The sequence below is a fragment of the Kocuria coralli genome (assembly GCF_008831305.1).
Lineage (GTDB): Bacteria > Actinomycetota > Actinomycetes > Actinomycetales > Micrococcaceae > Kocuria > Kocuria coralli.
In genome coordinates this window covers 72,526-98,336 of the sequence record NZ_ML708621.1, presented here as the reverse complement: position 1 = coordinate 98,336, position 25,811 = coordinate 72,526, and the positions used below count along the sequence as shown (strand labels likewise).

Sequence of the window (25,811 nt, the reverse complement as noted above, 5' to 3'; positions counted from 1 at the left end):
TACTTCAAGGAGTCACCGTGTTCGATCCGAGGAAATTGGCGGTCCTGGTCGCCGTCGTCGAGCACGAGTCCATCACCGCGGCGGCCGAGGAACTCATGTTCACGGCCTCCGCGGTCTCCCAGCAGCTCCGGAAGCTCGAACAGGAGGCCGGGCAGCCGCTATTCCGCCGCCGGCCGCGCGGCGTCATCCCCACGGAGGCCGGCTACCTGCTGGCCACGCATGCCCGCAAGGTCCTCCGACAGCTGCACGCGGCGCAGTCCGATATGGAGGAGCTGGCCCGGGGGGAACGGGGAACACTGAAGATCGGCACCTTCCCCTCCCTGGCGGCATCGTTCCTGCCCAGGGTCCTCGACACGTACCGGGCGCAGTTCCCGGCCATCAAGCTGTCCGTGCACAGCACCATCTTCGATGCGCTCCTGGAGGAGCTGGAGCGCGGGCAGTCGCACCTGTGCTTCCTCTGGGACTACCCGTGGAAACGTTTCGGCTCCACCGGCATCCGAAGCGAGGAGATCTTCCAGGAGCCCTCCGTGGTCCTGGTCTCGGACAGCCATCCCCTGGCCCGCGCCCATGACGTCGGCATGGCGGATCTCCGCGATGAGCCCTGGGTCTCCCGAGCCAACGATCATCCGGTCGTGGAGGTTCTGGACCGCGCAGCGGCGGAGGCCGGATTCCGCCCGGATATCACCATGTACGCGAACGACTACCAGGAAGCCCAGGCCATGGTGAGCGTGGGGATCGGCATCGCCATGGTGCCCATGAGCGCCGTGGCTCTGCAGCACCCCAAGGTGCGGATCCTCTCCCTCCGAGACACGCTGCCCGAGCGGCGGGTCCTGCTGGCCCAGCGCGAGGAACGCTCGTCCACGCCCGCGGAGATGGCCTTCCGGCGCCTGGTCCTCGACCTGGCGCGACAGCCTGAGATCAGCCCGCCCGGCCTTCCGGCCTGAGCCGTTCGAGCACCCCGAGCAGCTGCTCCAGGGTCTGCTGGCTCTCCTGGTGGCTGGCCGGCAGCCACCCGATGCTCGCGTTGTAGTACAGCCCGTCACCCATGTGCAGCACGGCGTTGGCGACCGCCGGCTCGCCCAGGTCATCCAGCAGGAGCTGGTACCAGGCCCGCTTGAGTTCGTGCAGCGCGACCCGGGCCGACTCCTCTCCGCCCTGGGCCAGGCGGGACACGGCCACGATCGCCAGGTCCACCTCGGAGCCCGCCCAGACCGAGTTGCGCAAGAACTGGCGCGCGGCCCCCTCGGGCGACTCGGCCATGGACCGGCAGTCCTGCGCTCCCAGCACCCTCATGCGCTCCAGCATGGCGCCGACCAGCTCGCTCCTGCTGGAGAAGTGATAGAGCAGGCCGCCCTTGGAGACCCCCGCTCGCGCCGCCACGGCCTCCAGAGTGGCCGCGCGTTCGCCGTCGTCGACCAGGATGGCCTGGAACGCCTCGATCAGGCGGTCACGGGCTTCGGGTTTTCGGGCCACGGCGGAGGATCCTTCCGGTGGATTTCGATGATGGCACCTGCGCGGCGGCCGGTAGGCGGGCTCGGCGGCCCTGAGGGCTGCCGCCGGGCACGGCGTCACGATTGCGTCCGAGGATACGGGCTCTTCCCCCGCACCGCGTATCGCCACGGCGCTCCGGACGCGGTGGCCAACGGCACAGCGGGGAAGCATTGCCCCGGCCGCCGCGAAACTGTACCGTCTGGTCGGTACAGTTTTTGAGCCTTAGGGCCCGCCGACAGGCGCTTTCACGTGGGGAGGTTTTCCGTGTCTTCAGTAGCAACGCACACCAACGAGGTGAGTTCGGTGCGTACGAGCCCTCGGAAGGTCCGCCCCTGGCTGGCGCTGGTGGCGCTGATGTTCCCCGTGCTCACGGTCTCGGTGACCACCACCGCCCTGAGCTTCGCCCTGCCCGATATCGCCGCCGATCTGCGGCCTTCCGCAGCCCAGCTGCTGTGGATCGTGGACATCTACCCGCTGATCCTCGCGGGCCTGCTGATCCCGATGGGCACCGTGGGCGACCGGGTCGGCCGCCGCATGCTCCTGATCATCGGATCCGTCGGCTTCGCGGGCGCCTCCGTCCTGGGCGGCCTCTCCACGTCGGCCGAGATGCTGATCGCCGCTCGCGTGGCCATCGCCGTCTTCGGTTCCATGCTGCTGCCCGCCACGCTGTCCCTGATCCGCGTGGTGTTCGACGACGACGCCGCACGACGCACCGCGATCGCCATCTGGACCGCCGGCTTCAGCGCCGGCGCCGCGCTGGGCCCCATCGTCGGCGGCGCCCTCCTGCAGGCCTTCAGCTGGCACGCTGCCGTCCTGGTGGCCGTGCCCGTGTGCCTGGGCTTCGCGATCATCGCGCCGTTCACCCTGCCGGAGTCGAAGGATCCCCACCCCGGCAAGCTCGACCTCATCTCCGCGGTGCTGGCCATCCTGACCATGACGCCCATCGTCTACGGCATCAAGACCCTGGCCACCGGGGGCGCCGCCCTGACCGGTGCCGTGGCGATCGTCTTCGGCCTGGCGATCGGCGTGCTCTTCGTGCTGCGCCAGAACCGCCTGACCCACCCCATGGTCGAGCTGGCCCTCTTCCAGAGCGGCCGGTTCACGGGCGGTGTGCTGGTGAACATGGTCGCCAACATGGTGCAGTTCGGCTTCCTGTTCTTCATCACCCAGCACCTGCAACTCGTGGTCGGCCTCGACGCCTTCACGGCGGGGCTGCTGATCATCCCGGGGATGGGCATGGCGATCGTCGCCGGGCTCTTCGCCGCCCGCTGGGCCGGACGGGTGGGCCCGCGCACCGTCGTGGTCACCGGCCTGGTGCTCGCGGCCGTGGGCTACCTCTTCATCGCGGCCACGGTCGGCACCACGGCCTGGCCCATGGTCGTCGGCTACTGCATCCTGGGCGTGGGCATCGGCTTCGCCACCACCCTGTCCACCGAACTCGTGGTCGGCTCCGTGCCGCCGGAGAAGTCCGGGGCGGCATCGGCGATCTCCGAGACGGGCTACGAGGTGGGCGCCGTCATGGGCACCGCCGTCGTGGGCGGTCTGGTGACCGGGCTCTACCAGACGTTCCTCAACATCCCCGTGGGAGTCGATCCGGGCTCGGCAGCAGCAGCGCGCGAGACCCTGGGCGGGGCCTACGCGGTGGCCGAGGGGATCCAGTCCGGTCAGGACCTGATCGGGGCGGCCTCACTGGCCTACTCACAGGCGATCTCCATGACCGGTGTGATCGTGGGCATCGCCGGGCTGGTCTTCACGCTGCTGGTCTTCTGGCTGCTGCGCACCCCGCGGAAGGTCATGGAGCTCAACCCCAAGACGGGTCAGCTGACCATGGTGCCCACACCGGGCCTGGAGGACTGAGCGCCGGCACCCGCCGGGAAACCGCGGTGCACCGCCACCGGCAGGAATCCGGCCGTTCTACGCGAACCCATGCGAAGGTCCCGCGATCGTCGAGCGATCGCGGGGCCTTCCGCCTGTCCTTCGCATCCTGCGGGTCACTGGATCTGCTGATACCCGGAGAGGAACTCCTCGAGCCGGTCCAGCGCGGCAGCCAGCTGCTCGACCGACGGCAGGAACACCAGCCGGAAGTGGTCCGCGGTGTCGAAGTTGAAAGCGGAGCCGTGACTGATCAGGATCTTCTGCTCCTTGAGCAGGTCCAGGGCGAACTGCTCGTCGCTGACGATCCCGAACTTCTCGACGTCGAGTTTGGGGAACAGGTACAGCGCACCGGCCGCCGGCTCGCACGAGACGCCGTCGATGCTGTTGAGCCGCTCATAGGCCAGGTCGCGCTGAGCCTTGAGGCGTCCGCCGGGCAGGATGAGGTCGTTGATCGACTGGTATCCGCCCAGCGCCGTCTGGATCGCGTGCTGGGCCGGGACGTTGGCGCACATGCGCATGTTCGAGAGCAGCTTGATGCCCTCCAGGTAGGACTCGGCCTTCCAGTTCGGGCCCGTGATGGCCAGCCATCCCGACCGGTAGCCCGCCACCCGGTAGGCCTTGGACAACCCGGAGAAGGTCAGGCACAGCACGTCCTCCCCCGTCAGGGTGGCCATGTTGATCATCTCGGCACCGTCGTAGGTGATCTTCTCGTAGATCTCGTCGGCGAAGATGATCAGGTCGTGCTCCGCGGCGATCCGCACGATCCCCTCGAGGGTCTCGCGTGAGTACACCGCTCCCGTGGGGTTGTTGGGGTTGATCACCACGATGCCCCGGGTGCGGTCCGTGATCTTGGAGCGGAGGTCCTCCAGATCGGGGTTCCAGCCGTCGGTCTCCTCGCACTTGTAGTGCACGGCCGTGCCGCCCGAGAGCGTGGTGGCCCCGGTCCACAGCGGGTAGTCGGGTGCGGGCACCAGGATCTCGTCCCCGGGGTCGCACAGCGCCTGCAGGGATAGCGAGATCAGCTCGGAGACGCCGTTGCCCAGGTAGACGTCATCCACGGAGAGGTTGCGGATGCCCTTGGTCTGGTAGTACTGCACCACCGCCGTGCGGGCCGAGAAGATACCCCGGGAGTCGGAGTAGCCCTGGGCGTAGGGCAGGTTCTTGATCATGTCGACCAGGATCGCGTCCGGCGCCTCGAAGCCGAAGGGCGCGGGGTTGCCGATGTTCAGCCGGAGGATGCGGTGTCCCGCGTCCTCCATCTTCTCCGCCTGTTCCAGGACCGGGCCCCGGACGTCGTAGCGGACATTGGCAAGCTTCTCGGACTGATTGACCTTCTTCGGCATGGGGTCACGATACCCCCGGCCCGGGCGTTCTCACGGCCGGGGCGCACCCGTGCCGTGCCCGCGGTCACTCGCTGACCGTCCCGTACCAGTATTCGGCCGCCTCCCCGGGCGAGTACGGGGTGGAGGAGGTGGTCATCCGGGTGAGCAGCACCAGGGCGTCCGTGTCCAGCTGCCCCGAGATGCCGTTGACCTCGCCCACCGCCTGATCGCTCAGCTCGCTCGCCGCCACGGGGATGACGCGCTCCGGGACCAGGGCGTGCCGGTTGTCCTCCAGGACCCACAGGGAGTTCTCCTCGATCGCAGGTGTAGCCGAGAGGATCGCGGCGACGTCGATCTGCCCCGCCAGCAGCGCCTGCACGACCTCGGACTGGGAGCCGAACTCGCGGATCTCCCCCGGTGCGCAGTCATAGGTCTCCTCGATCGCGGTGGAGGTCACCGAGGCCTGGTCCTCCCCCGAGATGGCTCCGAAAGTCAGATCGCCGCAGTGATCCGCCAGGTCGGCGATGGAGTTCAGGGACAGCCTCGCCTGGGTGGCGGCGGTGGTGGCCAGCACCCGCTTGTTCTCCGCCGGGGCGGCGTCGAGCGTCTGCACCGATTCCGGCAGCTGTTCGGACAGCGCGGACTCGACGTCCTCGTCCGTGACACCCTGCTGGCCCTGGCCGAGCATGTTCGCCAGCGAATCCACCAGGTTCCCCTCGGTCTCCGTGGGCGACGGCGAGGCCGTAGCGGCGGGCCAGGCGCTCGGATCCTCGTCGACGCTCGAACCGGGCCCCTCCGGTGCGTTGCCGCGCAGTTCGAGGTAGAGGTCCCCTGTGTAGTCCGGGTAGAGGTCGATCTCGCCGTCCTCCAGCGCCGTCAGATATTCGGCGCGGCCGCCGTCGAGCTCCCGGATCTCCACGGTCATGCCCGCATCCTCCAGGGCAAGCGCCCATACATGCGCGACCGTCTGGGTCTGCTGGGTGGGACCCGCGCCGACGACGACGCTGGTGGCCGTGGCCTCCTGCGTGGGCGTGGGATCCCCGGAGCCGCCGCCGTCACCGCATGCGCTGAGCACCAGCAGGCCCGTTCCGAGCGCTGCCGCGGCCGCCTTGCGCCAGGGGTGCCTCGGGCGCTGACCGGAACGCCGCGTCATGCCGTGGCCCCCGTCTTCGCCAGGTCCAGGCCGACCCGCACCAGGTCCAGGTGCGGGTACTGGTCGAGCTCATCCAGCGGGATCCACCGGGCGTCGTCGGAGGAACCGCCCACCTCGGGGGTGAGCGTGCCGCCCGTGACCCGCCCGCGGTAGACGATGCGCAAGGCGTGCAGCGGGCCCGCACCCGGTGTCTGCCGCTGGTCGGAGCGGATGTAGAAGCTGCTCACGCCCAGGAGCTCCTGCAGCTCCACGGTGTAGCCGGTCTCCTCGAAGACCTCCCGGATCGCGGTGTCCGCCGGCTGCTCCTCCGCCTCCATGCCCCCGCCGGGGAGCGTCCAGGAGGGTTGCATGTCCGGGTTGCTGGGGACCCACCGGCTCAGCAGGATGCGGTCGTGCTCGATCACCACCGCATACGCGCCGGGTCGGGTCGACATGGGGCCGCCGGCCCCCGACGCCGTCGGTGAGGGGACGTCTGGGTCTGGGGATGCCGCCTGCCGGTGAACCATGCGAAACATTCTAGGGACCGGATCGATGCCGCGCCGTACGCATGACGTCCGCACCGCACCGGACGCGCCGGTCTTCCGGCCATAATGGGCCGGTGAGCATCGTGGACAACGCCGTGTACCGGGCAGGCCGCCGGGTGGCCTCTCCCTCCAGCCTGGAGGAGACCTTCAAGCTCCTCTCCGAGATCGACCAGGCCGACGCCGGGGATCGGGACTGCTACGTGGAGCCGCATACACGGTGCACCGATGCCGATCATCACCACGAGCACAGCGGTATGGCGTGGATCGGGCTCTACCGGCCCGACGAATCCGAGATCGCCGCGCTCAAGGAGCAGTTCGGACTGCACGAGCTGGCCATCGAGGACACCATCCAGGCCCATCAGCGCCCCAAGGCGGAGCGCTACGGCCAGACCCTCTTCACCGTGCTGCGCCCCGCCTCCTACCACGACGACGACGAGGCCATCCGCCTGGGTGAGATCCACGTGTTCACCGGCCCCAACTTCGTGATCACCGTCCGGCACTCCGAGACCACGGGCGTGGCAAAGGTGCGCCAGCGGGTCGAGGACGACCCCGACCTGCTGTCCCGGGGGCCGGACGCCGTGCTCTACGCCCTGATCGATCAGGTCGTGGACGACTACTTCCCCATCCTGCGGGGCGTGGAGGACGATATCGACCAGATCGAGGACTCGCTGTTCAAAGGCGAGACCGACGTCTCCCAGCGCATCTACGAGCTGGCCCGCCAGGTCAACCTGTTCCACCGGGCGGTGAGCCCGCTGACCATCCTGGCCGACCAGTTCGAGGCCGGGTTCAAGAAGTGGCACACGGACGAGGAGCTGCAGCACATGCTCCGCGACGTCCGCGACCACGTGCTGATGGTCACCGCCCGCGTCGAGTCCTTCCGCGCCCAGCTCAACGACGCGATGCAGCTCGACGCCACGCTCACGGCGGCCCGTCAGAACGACGCGGCCATGGAGCTGAACGAACAGACCAAGAAGATCTCCTCATGGGCGGCCATCCTGTTCGCGCCGTCGATGATCGGGTCGATCTACGGCATGAACTTCGACGACATGCCCGAGCTGCACTGGGCCCTGGGCTACCCGTTCGCGCTGGCCCTGATGCTCGGCGTGGCCGTCGTGCTGTACCTGGTGTTCAAGCACAAGGACTGGCTGTAGCGGCTCCCGACTCGGCCCCTCGGGCTGCCCGGGCTCCCCGACTGACGGCCTGACTCAGGCCTTGCGGCGGGATGCCTTGCGTTCCTCGCGCTCCTGGGCGTGCTCGGCCATGGTCCGGTCGCGGCGGGCCAGGACCTCATCGACCGTCTCCTCACGGGCCCCGTCGGCCAGACCGCGGCGGTTGCGGAGGATGCGCTTGGTCACCCACCACACGATGAAGGCCGCGACCGCGACGTAGACCACCTTGGAGAAGATCCCCGCATACTGCTCGGCTACGTGCCACTGCGAGCCCAGGAACCAGCCCGCCAGCACGAAGATCGAGTTCCAGATCAGCGATCCCGCAAGGCTCAGGCCCACGAACATGGCGAAGTTCATCCGCTCGATGCCCGCCGGGATCGAGATCAGGGAGCGGAAGATCGGCACCATCCGCCCGAAGAAGATGGTGTAGGGCCCGTACTTGTCGAACCAGTCCTCGGTGCGTTCGACGTCGTGGATGTCGACCAGGGGCATCTTGTCCGCGATCACATACAGGCGACGGCGGCCCAGCAGGGCTCCGAGCCAGTAGAGGGCGATGGCGCCCACGACCGAGCCCAACGTGGTCCAGAACAGCGCCTCCCACAGGGTGAAGCCTCCCTGGGAGGCAGTGAACCCGGCCAGGGGAAAAATGATCTCCGACGGGAGCGGGGGGAACAGGTTCTCCAGCGCGACCAGCAGGCCGGCACCGGGCGCCCCGATGGAGTCCATCACGTTGACCGCCCAGCCTGCGATGCCGGTCAGCCCGGACTCCTCGGCGGCGCTCTGCATGGGAAGGCCGGTCGTCGTCGTGACGGCGGAAGTGAGTCCGGCGAGGGCGGGGGCCAGAGCTGCAGCGGGCATGGGGCTCCTTGAGATCGTGGGCGTGGGATTGTCAGCGTGGAGTATTCGGCGCGGGGTTCTCAGGGAGCGCACCGGGCGGACTGCGATGGCGGCAAGTCGATACTAAGTCGGCGTTGAGACGGGCCCACTATGGTTTTCCCCATGGACCTACTGGCGAATGCGAGCACAACTATGCCCGATGTGGCTTCCTGGGAGTTCTGGCTGGGCGTTCCCTTCCGGGTCCTGCTCATCCTGGTCATCGCGGGAGTCGCCTCGGCGGCCATCCGGCTGATCATCCGCAGGATCACCCGTGGCATCGAACGCGGCACCCGTTCCCGCGTGGTGCGGAAGCTGGACGCGGGCAAGGCCCAGTGGGTCCAGGATGCCGGGCTGGCGCGCGAGCGCCAGGTCCAGCGGGCCAAGACCGTGGGATCGGTGCTGGCTTCCGTGGCTACTCTGGCTGTCTGGGCCATTGCACTGCTGATGGTCATCTCCGAGCTGGGCTTCAATATCGCACCGGTGGTGGCTTCAGCGGGCATCGCCGGTGTAGCTCTGTCCTTCGGGGCGCAGTCACTGGTCAAGGACTATATAGCGGGCATATTCATGGTGGCTGAGGATCAGCTGGGCATCGGCGACGTGGTCGATCTGGGTGAGGCCTCGGGCTCGGTCGAGGAGGTCGGGCTGCGGGTGACCCAGGTCCGCGACGTCCAGGGGACGCTGTGGCACGTGCGCAACGGCGAGATCCTGCGCGTGGGCAACTCCTCCCAGGGCTGGGCCCGTGCGGTCCTGGACGTCCCCCTCCCCTACGACGGCGATCTGGACGCCATGACCGCCCGTCTCAAGGATTCGCTGGAGGATCTCAAGAACGATCCGGAGGTAGGGGCTTCCGTCATGGGCTCCCCCGAGGTCCTGGGGGTGGAATCCCTGACCGGCGAGTCGGTGACCGTGCGCGTGACGGTCAAGACCGCTCCCTCCCAGCAGTGGGCGGTCAGCCGGGCCATGCGGGTCAAGGTCAAGAAGATGCTCGACCGCGAGGGTCTCTCGGTTCCGCTGCTGAACCAGACCGTGGTGCGCGGCAGCGCCGGTCCGTACGGGCAGGCCGCCGAGGCCGGCGCCCCGGGGACCGCTCCTGCGGAGCCCGGCTCGGCAGATCCCCGGTCCGCGACCACGGGCTCCCAGGGCGCTCCCGAGCGCGGCTAACGGCGCTTGCGCCCTCCCCCGCTGCGGGTTCCGGGCCGTCCCGGCTTGCCCGGCCTGCGGGGATTCCGTCCGGCCATGCGCTTGCCTTTGAGTTGGTCCCCTCGGCTGGTCCCCTTAGCCGTGGCCACGGGCCGCTCCCCCGGCTTGAGCTTCGTGGTGCCGGGCTTGGACTGGTTGGCCTTGCCCTTCTTGCCCGGGGAGGCGGCGCGCTGGGGTGCGGGGGCATCGTCGTCGTGGTGCGAACTGCGGGAGCTGTCCTTCTTGCGTCCACGCACCACGCCCACGAGTTCCTGGACCATGGCCTCAGTGTCCTCGGGGAGGTCCTGGGGCCACACCATCACGACGGCGATCGGCGGCAGTTCGGGCACCACCCGGTAGGTGAGGTCCTTGCGGTGGTACCAGCGGGCGACGGACATGGGGACGACCAGCAGCCCCACCTCCGCTGCTACCAGCTCTATGGCCTCCTCCGTTCCCTGCATCTCCGGGAGGGATCGGGGGTTGCCGTCGTCGTCGGTTCCCGCGCCGGTGGCGGACGGTACGTGCTCGGGCAGGTCGGACAGATCCTGGAGGAGCCATTCGCCGGCCAGATCCGCCAGGGGGACCTCATCGTGGAGGGTGAGCTCGTTCTCGGTGGGCAGTACGACCACCTGGAGTTCCTGGTAGACCTCGATGGCGCGGTAGTGACCGCGCAGCCCCTCGAGGTCGTCGCTGCCGCGCTGGGGGTGGGCGGGCAGCCGCACCAGAGCGACGTCCACATCCTCGCCGAGCAGTTCGCGCCACGTGCCGGGTTCGAGCTGCTGCTCCGCGAGCTCCGTCCCCGGGAAGCGGTCGCGCCAGCGCTCGATCCATTTGCCGGGCATCATGCCGGTCTCATAGCCGAAGCGCAGCGGCTGGGGTTCCGGTGCCTGGCCGGCATCCTGCTCCCCATCCTGAGACGACTCGGGCTGAGGCTCTTGCTGGTGGGCCTGCTGCTGGTGCAGCGGCGCGGATGGATCCGCAGATTCGGTCATGCGCACCACCCTAGACGCCGGACTTTGGCACCAGGCGGCAGGCAGGCGTACGATGATCGACGTTGTACGGGGCTATAGCTCAGTTGGTAGAGCGTTTCGTTCGCAATGAAAAGGTCAGGGGTTCGATTCCCCTTAGCTCCACGTAAAGTTGAACGTTCGAACCTTGCCCCGCATCATCGCGGGGCAAGGTTCTTTCGTTGTGTGGCCTGGAAATGGTGTTGAGGCGTGCCTGCACCTCATCGGACGTCTCCGGTGCCACGAGTGACCTCGACTTTGCGGACGTACGCGTCTCGGCATCTCCTACACTGTGCTTGATGTTCTCCCCACTTCCCGCGATGGTGCGCTGCAACCGTGGCTTCGGACGGTGGTTCTGGATCTGTATGGGAATCATCGCTCTCCTGACGATGATCGCGATGCTCTGGTCCGGCCATCCGCCATGGGCGATGGCCCTCATCGGCCTGGGTGCCGCTGCGCTGTTCATGCTGACCAGAGCCACTCTGCCGCGACTCACCATCTCTCCGGCCGAGCAGCTGATCCGCACGCGACGCCGAGTCGTGCCCTACGGGGCATTCGCGGCCATCGACTTCCGCAGCCCGCAGAAGGCCGGCATCTGGGCCGAATTCTTCAGCGATGATTGCAAACGCCCCCTCGCATGCCTGGCGATCGACGAGTCGCTGATGGCCCCAGCCACCGTCGAGCAGTGGGCCGCAGTGCGGCACATGGTCGCCCTGGTCGCGGGTCAGGGCTCGGATTTGCACGTTGGCGTGGAACCGCTCTCCGAGAGCGGGCGAATTCCGGCCTGGCACGGCAGACCGATGCCACCGGCTCAGGCCATCGGCATCCTGGATGCCCACATCGCCTGGTGCGAGACGGGGAATCGATCGGGGCATCGGCGCGCGCCAATGCGAGCACTATTGGGCCGGGTGGTCGTGCTCCGATAACGCGCATAAGTTCAGCATCGCTGCCGTCAACCGCGGTACCGGTGCCGGTCGGCGGTCCTCTGCTCCTGAGAAACCACTGTGAGCTTGTGTCGACGACGGATTGCGCGGTGCGAGGAGGCGGTCAGCTGGAGGGAAGGGGCAAGGTTCTTTCGTTGTGTGGCCTGTGTTTCGTAGCGGTGGCTTCGTTCGGTTCGAGGGTGGCGACGTCGATGTCGGTGAGGAGGCCAAAAGATCGCCTCGAGGCCGACTTTGGCTTTGTTGTAGGCCATCTCCAGCGTGTCGAGTCGGCTGGTGACGTGGAGGCTGGCGCGGATGCGGCCTTGAGCAGGACGAATGGCTTGGTCCTCGACGACCTGCTCGACAGGGTGCACGCGGAAGGCGGCGCGCTGGCAGTTGTTGCGTTTGAACCGGCGGCCGGTGCAGATGGAATCACGTCGAAGTGATGGCGGTTTTGCGATGAGTGCCGCGCCTCGGCTGTGTTCAGTCATCCGAGCCGCTCTGGGGTGTCATCAGGCTGGTTTGCTCGTTGTGGGTTGTCCGTTTCTCTTGGACGAGGGTGTTCAGCAGGGCCAGAGCGTCGGCAGAGGGTTCGTCGGCTGGTGTGTAGACCTCGAGTCGATGATCGGGGGTGTCGGCTTGGAGCCAGACCTGGAAGTTCACGGTTAGTGCGCCCACGAGGGGGTGCTGGAAGCGTTTCGTGCCCCCGGTGCACGCTTTGACGTGGCCGGTGGCCCAGAGCGCGGCGAAGTCGGCGTCCTTCATGCACAGCTCACCGACGAGCTCGGCCAGGCGGGTGTCGTCGGGGTACTTGCCGCTGACGAGGCGGAGGTAGGCGACGTAGGTGCGGGCCTCGGCTTCCCAGTCCGGTTGGGAGGCGCGAACTTGCGGGTCGAGGAACAGCAGCCGTGGCAGCGATGGCCGGGTGCGGGGGTCGCTGGTATCGAACGGTAGATGCGGGGCCAGCAGCGCGTGCCCGGTCGGGGTCCAAGCCAGAGCGTCGTTGCGTCGACCCAGCAGCACTGCCGGCTGGGTTCCAAGTGATTCCAGCATCGTCAGCGACAGCGGGTGGGCGTGCTCGGGGCGCGTGCGTGGTGGGGCTTTCATCGGGGAGGGCTTGGCCAGATCGAGCAGGTGTTCGGTCTCGGTCTGCGACAGGCACAGGGCGCGAGCGATCGCGAGGAGCACTTCGTCGGAGGCGTTGTGTGCCTGGCCCTGTTCGAGGCGGACGTAGTAGGCCACGGAGACTCCGGCGAGCTGGGCAACCTCCTCCCGGCGTAAGCCCGGCACGCGGCGGCGTTTGCCCCGGTCGGCGATGCCCGCCTCAGCCGGGCTCAGGGCATCGCGGCGAGACTTCAGGAACGCGCCCAGGCCGCCTGGCTGGGGTGCACTGCTCATACAACCAGGGTACGCGGGCCTGTTGCGCTGAGCGTATCCCTGTCAGTGGTACCAACGCCGGTCGCACGATCAACGGGTGTCTGGCTGCCCCCGTGATCTGCGTCGAGACTGGGGAATCAGCGTCGGCCGGCCCTCGGGCTGGTGCGGCTTCTTGAAACCTCGAACTGTCTCTGAGGAGGACATATGAACGACTATCGTTCGACCGCGCTCATCGTCGGTGTCAATGGCATCGTCGGTTCCGAGATCGCACGCAGGCTCGCGATCCGCAACGACTGGGATGTCTACGGCCTGTCACGTTCGGCCCACGAGCTGCCCCCGCGGGTGCGTCCGGTCCTGGCTGATCTGCAGGACGCGGACAGCGTGACGCAAGCGTTGAAGGATGTCCGCCCGACGCATGTGTTCTTCACCGCCTGGTCGCGGCAGGACAACGAGGAAGAGAACATCCGCGTCAACGGGGCGATGGTGCGTAACCTCTTCGACGCGCTCTCCCCGGCAGGGTCGGTGAGGCATGCTGCGCTGATGACGGGGCTGAAGCATTACATGGGCCCGTTCGAGGCCTTCGGTACTGGTGAGATGCGCGAGACTCCGTTCCGGGAGGAGTCCGAGCGTTTGGATGTGCCGAACTTCTACTACGCCCAGGAAGACGAGCTGTTCGCCGCGGCTGAGCGGGATGACTTCACCTGGAGCGTGCACCGGGCGCACACTGTCACCGGGCACGCTGTGGGCAACGCGATGAATTTCGCTCTCACGTTCGCCGTCCACGGGGCGATCGCCCGGGAGACCGGCACCCCGCTGATCTTCCCCGGCACCGAGCTGGTGTGGAACTGCCTCACTGACATCTCCGATTCGCGGGCTGTCGCCGAGCAGATGATCTGGGCCTCCACCACCCCGGGGATCGGCAACGAGGCCTGGAACGTGACCAACGGCGAGGTTTTCCGCTGGCGGTGGCTGTGGCCGCGCTTGGCCGACGCCCTCGGCGTCGCCTGGGAAGCACCCAACTCCGAGCCCCGGCCGTTGGTCGAGCAGATGGCCGGGAAGGAACAGGTCTGGGCCGACATCGCCGGCAAGTACGGACTCGCCGAAGACCGCCTGGACCAGGTGGCGTCGTTCTGGCACACCGACAGCGATCTCGGCGTCGAGGTCGAGGTCGTCGCGGACATGACCAAGAGTCGCCTGGCCGGATTCGACACCTACATCAGCACCGAGCGGGCATTCCTGGAGCTGTTCGACCGCTACGAAGCCGACGGCCTAGTACCCCCACGACCACGCCAGAGCTGACTCGCTTGGAGCACCCGCACCGCCGCCGACGGTCCCGGAGGACAGCACTGGGCCCGTCGGCGGCGAGGAGCTCGACGCCCAGGTCGAGCAGGTGCTGCGCAACACCGCGCGCGCACTCGCCGGAGCGGGCGCCTCCTTCGCCGACGTCGTACGCATGACGTTCTACGTCACCCGCTGGTCCCCCGATCAGATCGGCGGGTTCATGGCCGGAGTCGAACGCATCGCCGACGAACTCGGCATCCCCCAGCCGATGCCCCCGGCCTCACTGATCGGCGTGGACCACCTCTTCGAACCCGGTGTACGCGTCGAACTGGAGACCACCGCCATCGCCGAGTAACTCACCCCACGGCGAGGACCACCGGGCCTCGCGCCGGCTCTATCCCGGAGTCGTGGCTCGCCTCTCCATCTCCTCCTCACAGGCTCTCGAAAAGCGCGGGTGCCGGCAGTAGCCTGAATCCACCTCGGTGAACACGGGTGCGCCTCGAAGGAGAGCAGCGCGATGAGACCACTTCGATACTCGATCAACACCACGCTCGACGGCTGCTGTCATCACGAGGCGGGCGTGGCCCCTGATGAGGAGTCGATGAGCTACTGGACCGCCGAGATGGCGCGGGCCGATGCCCTGCTGTTCGGCCGGGTGACCTACCAGATGATGGAATCGGCCTGGCGCAAACCCGCCTCGGGCACCTGGCCCGAGTGGATGGAGGAGTGGGAGATCCCCTTCGCCGAGACCATCGACCGGGCGAAGAAGTACGTGGTCTCCAGCACCCTGCACGAGGTCGACTGGAACGCCGAGCTATTGGGCGGCGATCTGGGCCAGGCGGTTGAGCAGCTCAAACAGGAGCCGGGCGAGGGCCTGTGGGTGGGAGGCGTGACGCTTCCGCTGGCGCTGGCGGATCTGGGGTTGATCGACGAGTACGAGTTCCTGGTGCAGCCGATTGTCGCCGGATACGGGCCGACATTGCTGGCCGGTCTGCACGAGCGCATCCAGCTCGACCTGATGGATCGCCACGAGTTCCGCTCGGGGGCCGTGGCGCTGCGCTACCGATCGAGCAAGTAAGCGGCGGATCGAGGACGCGAGCATCCTTGAGGGCGCCATGAGGCCCGTGGCCTTCTGACCGAGAAGGGCGTGCGGCCCTTCCGCAGATTATCTGCTGCAAAGGCGGCGACAGCGCAGATTATCGGGCATGTGATACGCCGGACACATTCATCGGTCGATGCTGAGGGTCGTACAGCGTTCTCGCGAAAGGCTCGCCATACAAGGAGACTGCCACGGGCGGATTGGCCGTCAACGTGCCGTACTGCTGACCGGCATTGGCCGATATGGGTGCCCGGTGCGTCGGGGCAAGCGGCTGACGGGCATCCGGTGCTGCAACCCTGGTAGGGCAGCCGCTCCCGCCCTACAGCCCGCCGTAGGCGCTCAGGTATTCCTCGCGGTCGTGCTCGGTGATCGGTCGCAGCACCTTGCAGGGAACGCCGGCTGCCACCACGTCGGGCGGGATATCCGCGGTCACCACGCTGCCCGCGCCGATCACGGACCGAGCGCCGATGGTCACCCCGGGGCCTACGACGACGTGCGCGCCGAGCCATGCGCCGTCCTCGATCGTGATGGGCCGGGCGTATTCGTACATGTCCCCGGTGCGCTGCTGGAAATCGATCGGGTGGCTCACCGTCGCGATCGTGACGCGAGGGCCGAACAGCACCATGTCGCCGATCGTGACGGGCGCGCAATCGAGGATGGAGAGGTCGTAGTTGGCGAAGATGCCGCTGCCCAAGGTGATCTGGTGGCCGTAGTCGCAGCGGAACGGGGGCTCGATCCAGAGGTGCTCCCCCACCGAGCCCAGCAGACCGCGCAGCAACTCCATCCGCCGCTCCTCTGCGTCGGGCGGCAGTGTGTTGTATTCGTGCAGGATGCGTTTGGTAGCGGCCCTGGCTTCCGAGAGCTCGGGATCGGTGGACCGGTACGTCCTGCCGGCGACCATTCGCTGCCAGGCGGTGTCTCCGCTGATGCCCATGCCGCTCCTTCGTTTTCGTAGCCACGGTTCATGGTCTGGTTCATAACCGCGTCGGGGACCACCTTCGCGATGTCTTCCGTAGAATTGTTCCATGAGCAAAGCCCGAGGGCCCTATTCGAAAGGCGTGGCCAAACGCGAGGAGATCCTTCGGGTCGCGCTCGAAGTCGTGTCCGAGAACGGATACCACAACACGCTGAACCGGGACATCGCGGAGCGCGCCGGGCTGTCCCCGACCGGGCTCATGCACTACTTCGGGTCCAAGGAGGAGCTCTTCATCGAGGTCCTCCGTGCTCGCGACCGGCACGACGTCGCCACGTTCTGGGACCCGAGACGCGATTTCCGGGGGTTCCTGGACGTCATCGCCCACAACGCCACGGTCCCGGGCCTGGTCCAGCTCTACATCGAGTACTCCGCCGAGGCGAGCTTCGGGAAGCACCCGGCCCACAGCTTCTTCATCGAACGGCATGAGCGCACCCGGAGTTTCATGCGCGAAGCTATCCAGAAGGCGCAGTATGCCGGTGAGCTCGGGCCGAACGTGCAGACCGAGGAGGCAGCCAACCTCATCATCGCGAGCGCCGACGGCCTCCAGCAGCAGTGGCTGCTCGACCCCTCGGTCGACATGGTCGCGCACCTCGAGAGGCTCTGGGACCTCATCCGCGCGGGTTCATGGGCCGATGAGAAATCCCCCCTCGTGCAAGAAGCACAGGCCTTCCGGCAGTAGACGCCGCCTCTTAGCAGTTCACCGGGTGGCGAGATCCCCACCCCACCTGCAGAACACCATCGCTCGTTCTCAGGAGCCGCCCTCCGCGGCGACGTCGAACGCCTTCGGGAAGCGCAGCTCTCCGGCGGGAGGGGCATCGGCGTCGTCAGGGGCAAGGTCATCGAGCACGAGGTGCTGCACGAGCGAGGGCTCCATGTCCTGATAACTCAGGGCGCCGCCGCTGAAGCCGAATCTCGTGTAGAAACCCGGATCGCCGACGAGTGCGCAGCCGGAGGCGCCGAACTTCTTCAGCGCCGCCAGCCCCGCCTCGATGAGGGCCCGACCCACGCCCTCGCCCTGACGACCGGGGTCGACGGCGACCGGACCCAGGCCGTACCAGCCTCGCGCGGCGTTGCCCGCCGTGACCGGCGAGAAGGCGATATGGCCGATCATCCGTCCCGATGGGTCCTCCGCGACCAGCGAGATGGCCAGGTCGCCGTCCGCCCGGAGCCGATCGATGATCTGCGGTTCGCTGCCATCGCTGTAGGGCACCGGGTCGAACGCAGCCGTCGTGAGGTCGCGGATGGCCTCGACATCCGCGGGGGTCTCCGGGCGGATCCGGATCTCCTGGGCGGCCCGCGGTGACCACCTCGGGTCCCGGCCGGTCCGTGCGACGGTCCGCTCCAGCCGCGGCGTGCCATCCGGAGCCTGCGCAGCCGGGCCGAACGGTTCCTCGCCGAACAGCTCGAAGAACCGGTCCACCAGGTCCAGGCGGGTGTCGTCGACCCTGAGGTCCTGGCCCGTGGCCCGGGCGAGGTCCCAGCCGTGAACCGTCAGCTCCTCGATTGCGACGACGGCGTTGTCCTCCGCGTCCATCTCGATGCCTCCGGCGGCCACCCGGCCTTGCCACGCCGTCTCCTGGCTCCACGCCCGGCTCAGGTCGCCGAGCCGGGCGGGGATGGCCTGTCTCCAGTCATCGGGCAGGGACTCCGGGGGCCGCACCTGCTCCTTGCGCGCGTTCTGGGCGAAGACGGTCGCGAACTGGTTGATGTGGGCGAGCAGGTCGCCCACCGTCCAGTCCGAGCAGGGGGTCGGACGATCGAGCTGTTCCTCGCGGACGCCCGAGACCAGCCTCTGCATCTGGGCAGCCGCAGGGTTGAGATCGAACATGGGGACTCTCCGTTCCGCGTCAGTTCTCCGGGTACTCACCGTGCACTGACGGCGTCATCCTCGCAAGGTGCCGCCGCGCGGGTTGTCGTGCAGCAGCTCGGCGAGGATCTCCAGCGCCTGGTCCCAGCCGTCGTAGACGTAGTCGTCCCCGGGCGAGCCCTGGACGCCGCGCAGTTCGAAGGTCAGGCGGGTGCCGCCGTCGGCGGGCTCCAAGGTGAGCGCCACGACGGGGGCGTCCTCCGGGTCGTCGTCGGCCTCGCCCCAGGTGAACACGAGCCGTTCGCACGGCACCACCTCGCGGTAGACGCCGGCCGTGACGAACTCCTCGCCCGTGTCCTCTCGCACCATCGTGTAGGTGTAGCGCCCGCCCACCCGGACGTCGAGGATCACGGACTCCCTGGGTATCCTGAGCCCACGAGGATGCCACCAGAGTGCGGCCTGGTCGGGGTCGGTCCACGCCTGCCATACCTGCTCGGGCGCGGCGTCGTACTGCCGGACGATGGTGAAGCCCTGGGTCGTGTCCATCGGGATCATTCCTCTTTCTGCGTTCCGTCGGTTCTTGTCTCTGGATCGTGGTCGGAAGCGATGTTCGTCAGGTGCTCACCGAGCCGGTCGAGGCGATCGTCCCACTCGGCGCGCTGCTCCTCGATCCATGCGGCGGCGTCGTCGAGGCTGCCCGAGGTCAGCGAGCAGTCGTTCCACCGGGCGCGCCGGCCTCGGGTGACCAGGCCCGCTTTCTCCAGGACCGCAAGGTGCTGCGAGACCGCCGGGCGGCTGATCTCGTAGTTCGTCGCGAGATCACCGACGGTCCTCGAACCACTGCGGAGCCGGCGGAGGATGTCACGGCGGGTGGGGTCCGCCAGCGCGGCGAACGCCACGCTCAGGGAATCCGTTGCAGCCATGTAAGTAAATCCTTACCGTAAGTAATTGCTTACACAATAGCTGTGCGAGGCGTCGTCGGCAAGGCCCACCCCACCCGCGTCCACCACCCGCACCCTCATCCGCCCGGGCCGACTGGTCGATCTGATCGCCCCACTCCGGCGAGTGGTCGACCCGATCGCCCGTCACAGCTCACGGCCGGTCAGATCGACCGCTCGGCCGCTATAAGCCAGCGGGTTGCCAACTCATTATTTTTTCCAATACTCATTGGATAAAATAAAGGCATGACGGAGACGGAATCGATCACCAGGCGGCAGCAACGGGTGCTCCGGGCCATTCGTGCGGCCGAGGGCCCCACGGGGGCGACCGAGCTGGCCCGGCGGCTGTCCGTTCATCCGAACACCGTCCGGTTCCACCTCGACGCGCTCGAGGACGCCGGGGCGATCGAGCGAGTCGCCCCGGCGCCCGCGGGGCGAGGTCGCCCTCCGGTGCTCTACCGCGCCGTCGCCGGACCCGGTGAACGCCGGTACGAGTTCCTGGCAGGGATCTTCGCCTCCCAGCTCGCCGCCGACGAACACGGCCGCGCCCGTGCGACGGAGGCCGGCTACGCCTGGGGGCTCGAGCACGCCGACCGGGAGACTACCGGTGGCAATGGAGACGACAGTGACGATGGCGACGGCGATGAGCCGGTCCGCAAGCTGGTGGGGCTGCTGGACGACCTCGGATTCGCTCCCCGCCGCGCCGACACCACCACCGTGGAGCTGCTGAACTGCCCCTTCCGGGAGACCGTCGCCGAACACGGCGGGCTGATCTGCGACATGCACGCCGGCTTGATGCGCGGCGCCCTCGCGGGCTGGAACGCCCCGGTGGATCTCGCCGCCCTGGAGCCGTTCGTCACCCCCACCATCTGCCGCGCCCGGCTGTCCCGGGGCGATGCCAGATGACCGGTCCGATGGCCGCGGCCGCAGCGGCGTTCGTCTGGTTCGGCATGGTGCTGGCGATCTCCTTCGTGGAGGCACCGTTGAAGTTCCGCGCCCCAGGGGTCACCACCCAGATCGGGCTCGGCATCGGCCGGATCGTCTTCGCCGCGCTGAATACGGCCGAGATCCTCCTCGCGCTCGTCGTGGCCTTCGGCCTGCTGATAGGCCGGCCCTGGTCCCAGGGGTCCGTACCCGCCGGAGCCTGGCTCCTGGTGGCCGCCGTCGTGCTTCTAGCGGTGCAGTTGCTGGTGGTCCGGCCCTCGCTACGACGGCGTTCGGCGCGCGTGCTCGCGGGCGGGACGGCTGAGCGGCGCTCGCATGCGCATTGGGTCTACGTCGGGTTCGAAGTCGTCAAAGCGGTCTGCCTGCTCCTCGGCGCGTTGCTGGTGGCCGGGGCAGCCCAGGCGGTCCATTAGCAAATCAGCAGGAAGAAGGAGGACCCATGTCCGAGCAGATATCAGGATTGCAACCGGTCAACCTCATCGCGATGCAGCACGAGCTGCTCACCGAGGCGCACTCGGCCACAGCGCGCCGCGCAGCGCACACCGTCTACCACGGCGGCGCCTTGCTTAGGCAGACGGCACTGGCGCTCCTGGCCGGAGCCGAGCTGGCCGAGCACGACAGCCCCCCGGAGGCCACCTTGCAGGTCCTGACCGGGAAGATCAGGCTCATCGGGCAGGAGCAGGACTGGGAGCTCGGAACCGGGGATCTGATCGCGATCCCGTCCGAAAGGCATTCCGTGGTGGCGGTCGAGGACAGCGTGTTCCTTCTCAGCATCCGGCGCGACGCCCGTTCACAGCAAGGAGCGCGGTCATGAACCACGACGACGATCGGGTGCCGTTCGCCGAGCGCCGCACGGCCGACGTGCCGGGGCACTGGCTGCTGGCACGCCTGGGCAAGCGGGTGCTCCGTCCTGGAGGGCTCGGCCTCAACCGGGAGCTGCTCTCCCACGCCGGCGTCGCGGACGCCGACGTGGTCGAGCTGGCACCGGGACTGGGCCGGACCGCCACGGAGCTGCTGGCCATCGGCCCCCGGACCTACGTGGGGGTGGCGAAGGACGCCGACGCCGCGCGGCTGACCGAGAAGGCGATCGGAGCACGGGGCAGGGTGGTGCACGCCGATGCCGCGCAGACGGGGCTGACGGGTGCCTCGGCCGACCTCGTGATCGGTGAGGCGATGCTGACGATGCAGTCGGAGGCCGGCAAGCAGGTGATCATCGCCGAGGCCGCGCGCCTGCTACGCCCCGGAGGTCGGTATGCGATCCATGAGCTCGGGCTGTATCCCGACACCCTCGATGCGGGGTTCAAGACGGAGCTCCGCAAGGACCTCGCCCGGGCGATCAAGGTCAATGCGCGTCCCCTGACCGTCGCGGAATGGCGAGAGCTTCTCGAAGGACAGGGCCTGGTGGTGGAGTGGACCGGCACCGCGCCCATGGCGCTGCTGCAGATGCGCCGCAACCTCGCCGACGAAGGAGTCCGCGGCACGTTGCGCATCCTTCGCAATGTGCTGCGCGACTCCGATGCCCGCCGCCGGGTGCTGTCCATGCGCTCCCTCTTCCGCACGCACAGGGACACCTTGCGCGGGGTGGCACTGGTCGCCCGCAAACCGGAGAACGGCTAGGCCCCGCCATCGGCAGCCAGCGGCCGGCCGTCGTGGCAGGATGATCGCCATGGACACGCGGGACGGGCCCCGCCTCAGGGTCGCCAAGCCGGCAGACGCGGCGGTCGTCGGCACCATGCTCTCCGACTTCAACCGGGAGTTCGGCAGCCCCACCCCGGCCGCCGGGGAGCTCGCCATCCGTTTCGAGACCCTCCTCGCCCGCCAGGACGTGCTGGTGGTGCTGGCCGAACTCGACTCCGCGGTGGGATTCGGCTATCTCACGCTGCGTCCCACTCCCTACGGCGACGGCCCGCTGGCCCAGCTCGAGGAGCTCTACGTGCGGCCCGGGCTCCGCGGCCGAGGAATCGGCTCCGAGCTCCTTCGCCGCGCCGTCGACGAGGTCGTGGCCCGAGGAGCGATCGAGATGCATATCAACGTCGACGAAGTGGACAAGGACACCCGCCGTTTCTACGAACGATACGGCTTCACCAACATCCAGCCGGGCGAGGACTACCGCATGCTCTGCTATCTCCGGGAGCTCTGAGGCGCTGCCTCATACGTTCCACTGACCGTCGACACATGGGACCGGGATGGGCAGGGCCTTCAGGCCCGCTCCGCAGCGGGGAATCCCGTCCAGCGCAGTTCGGGGCCGAGATGGCTCATCTCGTTGAACATGACCACGGTGGGCGGGAGCCCCGGTCGGTATTCGAGCACGGTGAGTGCGGTGTTGGCGCTGTTGAGGCCGAGCCACTGCGCGAGCGGTGCCTTGAAGGCATCGCGCACGAGCCAGGCGATGGGATAGGCGTGCGTGATGAGCACCTCGTGGACGTCCTCCCCAGCGTCCGGCGCGGCGGCGAATCGGGCGATCAGGCTTCGAGCGATGCGATGGCCTTCCGCCGCCTCCTCGGCGTCGTAGCCGTCGAAGAACGGCGTCCAGGAGGGCGGGATCTCTTCGGGCGCGGGGACGTAGGGCACGTTGTCGATCAGCTCCGGAGCCTCCTCCACCCGGACGTTCCGCCCGAGCAGACCGCCGACCTCCTGAGCGGTTGCGACCGCCCGGGGCAATGGCGAGTGCCACACGGCGGTGATGGGCAGATGCGCAAGGCGCCGGCCGAGCAGCCTGCCCTGCTCGCGACCGGTTTCGGTGAGCTCTCCGAAGACATCGGCGGCGCCGTGCCTGGCGACGTAGAGGAATCTTGTGGACATTGGGGTTCCGGACGACGGCGTCTGCCGACACAGTGCCCGGCCTCCTTCCGGTCGGTTAGGGGTTGCTGGAGGTGATCCGGTCAGGCCCTCAGCGGATCGTGATGGTCCCGGCAGCGCCGTCGATGGTGAGGCGAGCACCGTCCGGAATGCGTTCGGTGGCACGCGGGAGACCAGTGATGGCGGGGAGGCCGTATTCGCGGGCGACGATCGCCGCATGGGACAGGGCCCCTCCCACCTCCGTGACGATGCCGCCGGCCACCGTGAAGAGGGGCGTCCAGGCCGGGTCGGTATAGGGACAGATCACGATGCTCCCTTTCCGGACGCGCCCGAATTCGGACGGGCTGCGGATCACGCAGGCTGTCCCGGTCGCCGTCCCCTGAGCGCTGGGGACCCCGTGCAGGGTCGTACCGCCCGACGATGGTGTACCGCCTGACGCGGGCGCATCGCCTGGCAGAGAACCCCGGGACGGGCCCGTCGGCAGCGGCGCTGTCACCGGCCGCGCCTGAAGCAACCATGTCCTGCCGTCAGCGACCGCCCACTCGATGTCCTGAGCCCCGCCGAGGAGCCCCGCCACGCGAGCACCGAGAGAGGCGAGATGGACAACGTCGGCATCCGCCAGCGCAGGTTCCTCCCGGAGCCGCTGTGGCACATCATGAGTGATCACGCCGGGCGAGTTCCGGTCCCGGTCGACGCGCATGGCCTTGTGCCCGAGCACCCGCCCAACAGCCTCGTCCGTTCCGACCTCGTACGCGTCCGGGCTGACCGTCCCACTCACGACGGCGATCCCCAGCCCCCAGCTCGCCTCGATCCTGGTGGGCTCCCCCGGCAGGGAAGGCGTGAACATCACCCCGGCTGCCTCGGCATCGATATGGCGCTGGACGAGGACCGCCATCTCCGATCCCGTACCCGCCTCGTGAACGCCCGCATGGCTGCGGTAGGCCGCCACTCGCTCCGAGGAGGCGGAGGCCCAGCAATCGCCGATGGCCTCGAGGACGCCCTCAACCCCTTCGACGGCAAGGGAGCTCTCGTATTGTCCCGCCGCCGAGGCGCCCGCGGTGTCCTCGTTCGCGGCCGAGGACCGCACGGCGACCGGAGAATCCCCCAGGCGGCGGAGTGCTGCGGCCACCTGGTCCCGTAGCCTCCGCGGCAACGGCGCCTGGGGGTCGGCGGATGCCGAGCGGTGCGCCGCGAAGGGCACCACGAACCCGTCGGGGACCGGTAGTCCCTCCCGCAGCAGGGCTGCGAGCACCGCGGCCTTGCCCCCGCAGGTTCCGGCTGCCGCCTCCTGGAGCGTCAGAATCATCAGCCCTCCTTCAACAATTTGTTGACAATATTATGTTGATTGTGCAGGGTGATCCTCATGGAACGCAAGCACGATCGCCCACCCGGCCATCCATCGGCGCCCCCGGCAGCACAAGACGGGGAGCACGATCAGGCGCAACGAGAACGAACAGCACGGGACCGGCTCCTCTCCCTCGGCGCCGGCGAGCTCCCCCGGCGCCCCTGGCGGCCGGAACCCGCACCACCCACAACCACCGACCTGACCCAGTTCGCGCTGTGGCGATCCGCAGAGCTGGCACCGGAGGATCTGCTGAGCGCGCTCTCGCTGCTCCCCGCGGCTCGGGAGGAGATCGAGGGCATGGAGACCGGACTGCTCTTCACGGCGAGGACCGCCGGACTCACCTGGGCGCAGATCGCCGAGGCGACCGGCTTCCGCTCGCCTCAGGCCTGCCAGCAGCACTACACACGGCTGAACGCTCGACAGGACGGGAGATCATGAACCAGGATCCACGGCACCGCGCACGCATCCTCCACACCATCCGGCTGCTCGGCTTCGCGGACAGTTCCGTCATTGCCGACCGCGCAGGAATCCCCCACGACGAGACCGTGGCCGCACTCCAGGAGGCGAGATCACGCGGCTGGGCCCAGGACACGGCCTTCGCCGACCTGCAGGGATGGTCCCTCACCGAGGCCGGACGGGCGGAGAACGAGCGCGAGCTGGCCCGCGAGCGCACATCGGCCGACCCCGAAGGCCGGATCGCGGCGGTCTATCGCGAGTTCCTGCCCCTCAATGGACGGCTGGTACGCGCCTGCACCGACTGGCAGATCAGACCCACCGCAGACTCCCCCTTCGCGCCCAATACCCATACGGACCCGATATGGGACCGTCGTGTCCTGGCGGAGCTCGGCGAGCTCAGTGAAGCACTCTCACCTCTGGTCGGCCGGCTCACCGCGGTGCTCGAGAGATTCAGCGGCTACGACGTGCGCTTCGAGGCGGCACTGAACCGAGCCCAGCGCGGGGAGTACGACTGGGTGGACAAGACGCACATCGACTCCTGCCATCGCGTCTGGTTCCAGCTCCACGAGGATCTCATCGCGACCCTCGGCATCGATCGCGGTGGCGAGCAGCTGCCGGACGGCTGAGCGGGCGTCGAAGGGTTGGACCCAGCACTTCAACAGGTCTCCGCTAATATACATAGCTACATTATGTAATTAGTGGTACAGTCCTATGTCATGAGCCAAGATCAACAAGACGAAGTATCGGACACCGATGCACTTGCTCTTGATCTGACTCGCGCCAGCGGAAGGTTCTCGCGGATCGCGGGGCAGGCTTCGGGCCTCGGGTACTCACTCGTCGCCTGGCGGGTGCTCGCCGAGCTCGAGCACTCGGGAGCAGCGCGCGTGAGCGCCCTCGCCCATCAGCAGCGCGTCGCACAGCCCTCCATGACCGGCCTGGTCCATCGCCTGCAGGGCGATGGATGGGTCGAGCGGCACCCCGACCCGGAGGACGGCCGTGCATCCCTCGTGAGCATCACGCCGGAGGGGCGCACCGCCCTCGACGAGTACCGGCGCGTCTCGGCGAACCGGGTGAGGCCGCACCTCAACGAGCTTTCCGACTTCGACCGGGCCACCCTCGCGCGGGCCGTCGAACTCATGCAGCGGCTCAGCGAGCAGATCGACGATCCGCGCGCCTGATCCGCACCCGACAGACACAACCCGACCACACGCAATCTGAGGAGTCACCACGTCTACCGTCACGGAATCCCACCCGGAAACGGGCTCGACG

At 68.2% G+C, this 25,811-nt stretch carries 30 protein-coding genes, 1 tRNA gene and 1 pseudogene; 18 read left to right on the top strand and 14 right to left on the bottom strand.

Annotated features, from left to right (window positions below):
* Positions 1-17: 17 nt before the first annotated feature.
* Positions 18-944 carry a LysR family transcriptional regulator gene (locus tag FCK90_RS11060; protein ID WP_158034351.1) on the top strand — a complete coding sequence of 309 codons (927 nt, stop codon included), beginning with the start codon at positions 18-20 and terminating at the stop codon, positions 942-944.
* On the opposite strand, the gene FCK90_RS11055 is transcribed toward FCK90_RS11060, so the two are convergent.
* On the bottom strand, positions 919-1,473 hold the full coding sequence (locus tag FCK90_RS11055) for a TetR/AcrR family transcriptional regulator (protein ID WP_158034350.1): 555 nt from the start codon (positions 1,471-1,473) through the stop codon (positions 919-921). The genes FCK90_RS11060 and FCK90_RS11055 overlap by 26 nt on opposite strands.
* A gap of 282 nt (positions 1,474-1,755) precedes the next feature.
* Here FCK90_RS11055 and FCK90_RS11050 point away from each other — a divergent pair, with 282 nt between their 5' ends.
* Positions 1,756-3,348, top strand: coding sequence for an MFS transporter (locus tag FCK90_RS11050; protein WP_246180199.1), 1,593 nt, complete (start codon positions 1,756-1,758; stop codon positions 3,346-3,348).
* 134 nt (positions 3,349-3,482) lie between these two features.
* Here the strand turns inward: FCK90_RS11050 and FCK90_RS11045 are convergent, their stop codons facing one another.
* The 3 genes from FCK90_RS11045 to FCK90_RS11035 all read right to left on the bottom strand — a co-directional run bounded on the left by FCK90_RS11045 (position 3,483) and on the right by FCK90_RS11035 (position 6,275).
* On the bottom strand, positions 3,483-4,709 hold the full coding sequence (locus FCK90_RS11045; protein WP_158034349.1) for a pyridoxal phosphate-dependent aminotransferase: 1,227 nt from the start codon (positions 4,707-4,709) through the stop codon (positions 3,483-3,485).
* 64 nt (positions 4,710-4,773) lie between these two features.
* Positions 4,774-5,841: a glycine betaine ABC transporter substrate-binding protein gene (locus FCK90_RS11040; protein WP_158034348.1), complete on the bottom strand. Its 1,068-nt coding sequence runs from the start codon at positions 5,839-5,841 to the stop codon at positions 4,774-4,776.
* Entirely contained in the window at positions 5,838-6,275 is a 438-nt protein-coding gene (locus tag FCK90_RS11035; RefSeq protein WP_158034386.1) for an NUDIX hydrolase, read from the bottom strand. Before FCK90_RS11035 ends, FCK90_RS11040 begins: the two co-directional genes overlap by 4 nt.
* A gap of 164 nt (positions 6,276-6,439) precedes the next feature.
* Between FCK90_RS11035 and corA the strand changes: the two genes are divergently transcribed.
* Positions 6,440-7,516, top strand: a complete 1,077-nt coding sequence (gene corA / locus FCK90_RS11030) for a magnesium/cobalt transporter CorA (RefSeq protein WP_158034347.1) — start codon at positions 6,440-6,442, stop codon at positions 7,514-7,516.
* Between the two features lie 54 nt (positions 7,517-7,570).
* Here the strand turns inward: corA and FCK90_RS11025 are convergent, their stop codons facing one another.
* Complete coding sequence (locus tag FCK90_RS11025; RefSeq protein WP_246180216.1) at positions 7,571-8,320, bottom strand: DedA family protein; 750 nt, start codon at positions 8,318-8,320, stop codon at positions 7,571-7,573.
* Between the two features lie 243 nt (positions 8,321-8,563).
* Here FCK90_RS11025 and FCK90_RS11020 point away from each other — a divergent pair, with 243 nt between their 5' ends.
* Positions 8,564-9,571, top strand: a complete 1,008-nt coding sequence (locus FCK90_RS11020; protein WP_246180214.1) for a mechanosensitive ion channel family protein — start codon at positions 8,564-8,566, stop codon at positions 9,569-9,571.
* On the opposite strand, the gene FCK90_RS11015 is transcribed toward FCK90_RS11020, so the two are convergent.
* Positions 9,568-10,581 carry a LysR substrate-binding domain-containing protein gene (locus FCK90_RS11015; protein WP_158034345.1) on the bottom strand — a complete coding sequence of 338 codons (1,014 nt, stop codon included), beginning with the start codon at positions 10,579-10,581 and terminating at the stop codon, positions 9,568-9,570. The genes FCK90_RS11020 and FCK90_RS11015 overlap by 4 nt on opposite strands.
* A gap of 68 nt (positions 10,582-10,649) precedes the next feature.
* Between FCK90_RS11015 and FCK90_RS11010 the strand changes: the two genes are divergently transcribed.
* Together FCK90_RS11010 and FCK90_RS11005 are read left to right on the top strand one after the other, a co-directional pair.
* Positions 10,650-10,722 (top strand) — tRNA-Ala (locus tag FCK90_RS11010).
* A 194-nt stretch (positions 10,723-10,916) separates the two neighbouring features.
* A complete protein-coding gene (locus tag FCK90_RS11005) occupies positions 10,917-11,522 on the top strand; it encodes a hypothetical protein (RefSeq protein WP_158034344.1) in 606 nt (201 codons plus the stop codon).
* A gap of 26 nt (positions 11,523-11,548) precedes the next feature.
* Here the strand turns inward: FCK90_RS11005 and FCK90_RS11000 are convergent, their stop codons facing one another.
* Both FCK90_RS11000 and FCK90_RS10995 read right to left on the bottom strand, forming a co-directional pair.
* Positions 11,549-12,010, bottom strand: coding sequence for a hypothetical protein (locus FCK90_RS11000; protein ID WP_158034343.1), 462 nt, complete (start codon positions 12,008-12,010; stop codon positions 11,549-11,551).
* Positions 12,003-12,917 (bottom strand): helix-turn-helix transcriptional regulator, encoded by a 915-nt coding sequence (locus tag FCK90_RS10995; protein ID WP_158034342.1) that lies wholly within the window; start codon positions 12,915-12,917, stop codon positions 12,003-12,005. The genes FCK90_RS11000 and FCK90_RS10995 overlap by 8 nt, the downstream gene beginning before the upstream one ends.
* Before the next feature lie 183 nt (positions 12,918-13,100).
* Here FCK90_RS10995 and FCK90_RS10990 point away from each other — a divergent pair, with 183 nt between their 5' ends.
* The 3 genes and pseudogenes from FCK90_RS10990 (at position 13,101) to FCK90_RS10980 (ending at position 15,255) form a co-directional block, all read left to right on the top strand.
* Positions 13,101-14,195: an SDR family oxidoreductase gene (locus tag FCK90_RS10990; RefSeq protein WP_158034341.1), complete on the top strand. Its 1,095-nt coding sequence runs from the start codon at positions 13,101-13,103 to the stop codon at positions 14,193-14,195.
* A 43-nt stretch (positions 14,196-14,238) separates the two neighbouring features.
* Positions 14,239-14,532, top strand: a pseudogene (locus FCK90_RS10985) (RidA family protein); the annotation flags it as partial.
* Between the two features lie 162 nt (positions 14,533-14,694).
* Entirely contained in the window at positions 14,695-15,255 is a 561-nt protein-coding gene (locus FCK90_RS10980) for a dihydrofolate reductase family protein (protein WP_158034340.1), read from the top strand.
* A gap of 340 nt (positions 15,256-15,595) precedes the next feature.
* Here the strand turns inward: FCK90_RS10980 and FCK90_RS10975 are convergent, their stop codons facing one another.
* A complete protein-coding gene (locus tag FCK90_RS10975; protein ID WP_158034339.1) occupies positions 15,596-16,210 on the bottom strand; it encodes a sugar O-acetyltransferase in 615 nt (204 codons plus the stop codon).
* 91 nt (positions 16,211-16,301) lie between these two features.
* Here FCK90_RS10975 and FCK90_RS10970 point away from each other — a divergent pair, with 91 nt between their 5' ends.
* Positions 16,302-16,931, top strand: a complete 630-nt coding sequence (locus FCK90_RS10970; RefSeq protein WP_158034338.1) for a TetR/AcrR family transcriptional regulator — start codon at positions 16,302-16,304, stop codon at positions 16,929-16,931.
* A gap of 69 nt (positions 16,932-17,000) precedes the next feature.
* On the opposite strand, the gene FCK90_RS10965 is transcribed toward FCK90_RS10970, so the two are convergent.
* Genes FCK90_RS10965 through FCK90_RS10955 form a run of 3 tightly spaced genes read right to left on the bottom strand, consistent with a single transcriptional unit; the run spans position 17,001 to position 18,982 of the window.
* Complete coding sequence (locus FCK90_RS10965; RefSeq protein WP_158034337.1) at positions 17,001-18,080, bottom strand: TIGR03086 family metal-binding protein; 1,080 nt, start codon at positions 18,078-18,080, stop codon at positions 17,001-17,003.
* 54 nt (positions 18,081-18,134) lie between these two features.
* Positions 18,135-18,605 carry an SRPBCC family protein gene (locus tag FCK90_RS10960; RefSeq protein ID WP_246180190.1) on the bottom strand — a complete coding sequence of 157 codons (471 nt, stop codon included), beginning with the start codon at positions 18,603-18,605 and terminating at the stop codon, positions 18,135-18,137.
* Between the two features lie 5 nt (positions 18,606-18,610).
* Positions 18,611-18,982, bottom strand: a complete 372-nt coding sequence (locus tag FCK90_RS10955) for an ArsR/SmtB family transcription factor (RefSeq protein ID WP_158034335.1) — start codon at positions 18,980-18,982, stop codon at positions 18,611-18,613.
* A gap of 261 nt (positions 18,983-19,243) precedes the next feature.
* Here FCK90_RS10955 and FCK90_RS10950 point away from each other — a divergent pair, with 261 nt between their 5' ends.
* Genes FCK90_RS10950 through FCK90_RS10930 form a run of 5 tightly spaced genes read left to right on the top strand, consistent with a single transcriptional unit; the run spans position 19,244 to position 22,082 of the window.
* Positions 19,244-19,903: a helix-turn-helix transcriptional regulator gene (locus FCK90_RS10950; protein ID WP_158034334.1), complete on the top strand. Its 660-nt coding sequence runs from the start codon at positions 19,244-19,246 to the stop codon at positions 19,901-19,903.
* A complete protein-coding gene (locus FCK90_RS10945) occupies positions 19,900-20,355 on the top strand; it encodes a hypothetical protein (RefSeq protein WP_158034333.1) in 456 nt (151 codons plus the stop codon). Before FCK90_RS10950 ends, FCK90_RS10945 begins: the two co-directional genes overlap by 4 nt.
* Positions 20,356-20,381: 26 nt before the next feature.
* Positions 20,382-20,756 carry a cupin domain-containing protein gene (locus tag FCK90_RS10940; RefSeq protein WP_246180183.1) on the top strand — a complete coding sequence of 125 codons (375 nt, stop codon included), beginning with the start codon at positions 20,382-20,384 and terminating at the stop codon, positions 20,754-20,756.
* Positions 20,753-21,559, top strand: a complete 807-nt coding sequence (locus FCK90_RS10935; protein WP_158034332.1) for a class I SAM-dependent methyltransferase — start codon at positions 20,753-20,755, stop codon at positions 21,557-21,559. Before FCK90_RS10940 ends, FCK90_RS10935 begins: the two co-directional genes overlap by 4 nt.
* 49 nt (positions 21,560-21,608) lie before the next feature.
* A complete protein-coding gene (locus FCK90_RS10930) occupies positions 21,609-22,082 on the top strand; it encodes a GNAT family N-acetyltransferase (protein WP_220433321.1) in 474 nt (157 codons plus the stop codon).
* 59 nt (positions 22,083-22,141) lie between these two features.
* On the opposite strand, the gene FCK90_RS10925 is transcribed toward FCK90_RS10930, so the two are convergent.
* On the bottom strand, positions 22,142-22,744 hold the full coding sequence (locus FCK90_RS10925; RefSeq protein WP_158034331.1) for a histidine phosphatase family protein: 603 nt from the start codon (positions 22,742-22,744) through the stop codon (positions 22,142-22,144).
* Positions 22,745-22,832: 88 nt separating this feature from the next.
* A complete protein-coding gene (locus FCK90_RS10920; RefSeq protein ID WP_158034330.1) occupies positions 22,833-24,047 on the bottom strand; it encodes a PEP/pyruvate-binding domain-containing protein in 1,215 nt (404 codons plus the stop codon).
* A 57-nt stretch (positions 24,048-24,104) separates the two neighbouring features.
* Here FCK90_RS10920 and FCK90_RS10915 point away from each other — a divergent pair, with 57 nt between their 5' ends.
* From FCK90_RS10915 to FCK90_RS10905, 3 genes are all read left to right on the top strand, one after another.
* Entirely contained in the window at positions 24,105-24,524 is a 420-nt protein-coding gene (locus FCK90_RS10915) for a DNA-binding protein (RefSeq protein WP_158034329.1), read from the top strand.
* Positions 24,521-25,168, top strand: coding sequence for a transcriptional regulator (locus FCK90_RS10910; RefSeq protein ID WP_158034328.1), 648 nt, complete (start codon positions 24,521-24,523; stop codon positions 25,166-25,168). The genes FCK90_RS10915 and FCK90_RS10910 overlap by 4 nt, the downstream gene beginning before the upstream one ends.
* 90 nt (positions 25,169-25,258) lie before the next feature.
* Positions 25,259-25,720 (top strand): MarR family winged helix-turn-helix transcriptional regulator, encoded by a 462-nt coding sequence (locus FCK90_RS10905; protein ID WP_158034327.1) that lies wholly within the window; start codon positions 25,259-25,261, stop codon positions 25,718-25,720.
* Positions 25,721-25,811: the final 91 nt, after the last annotated feature.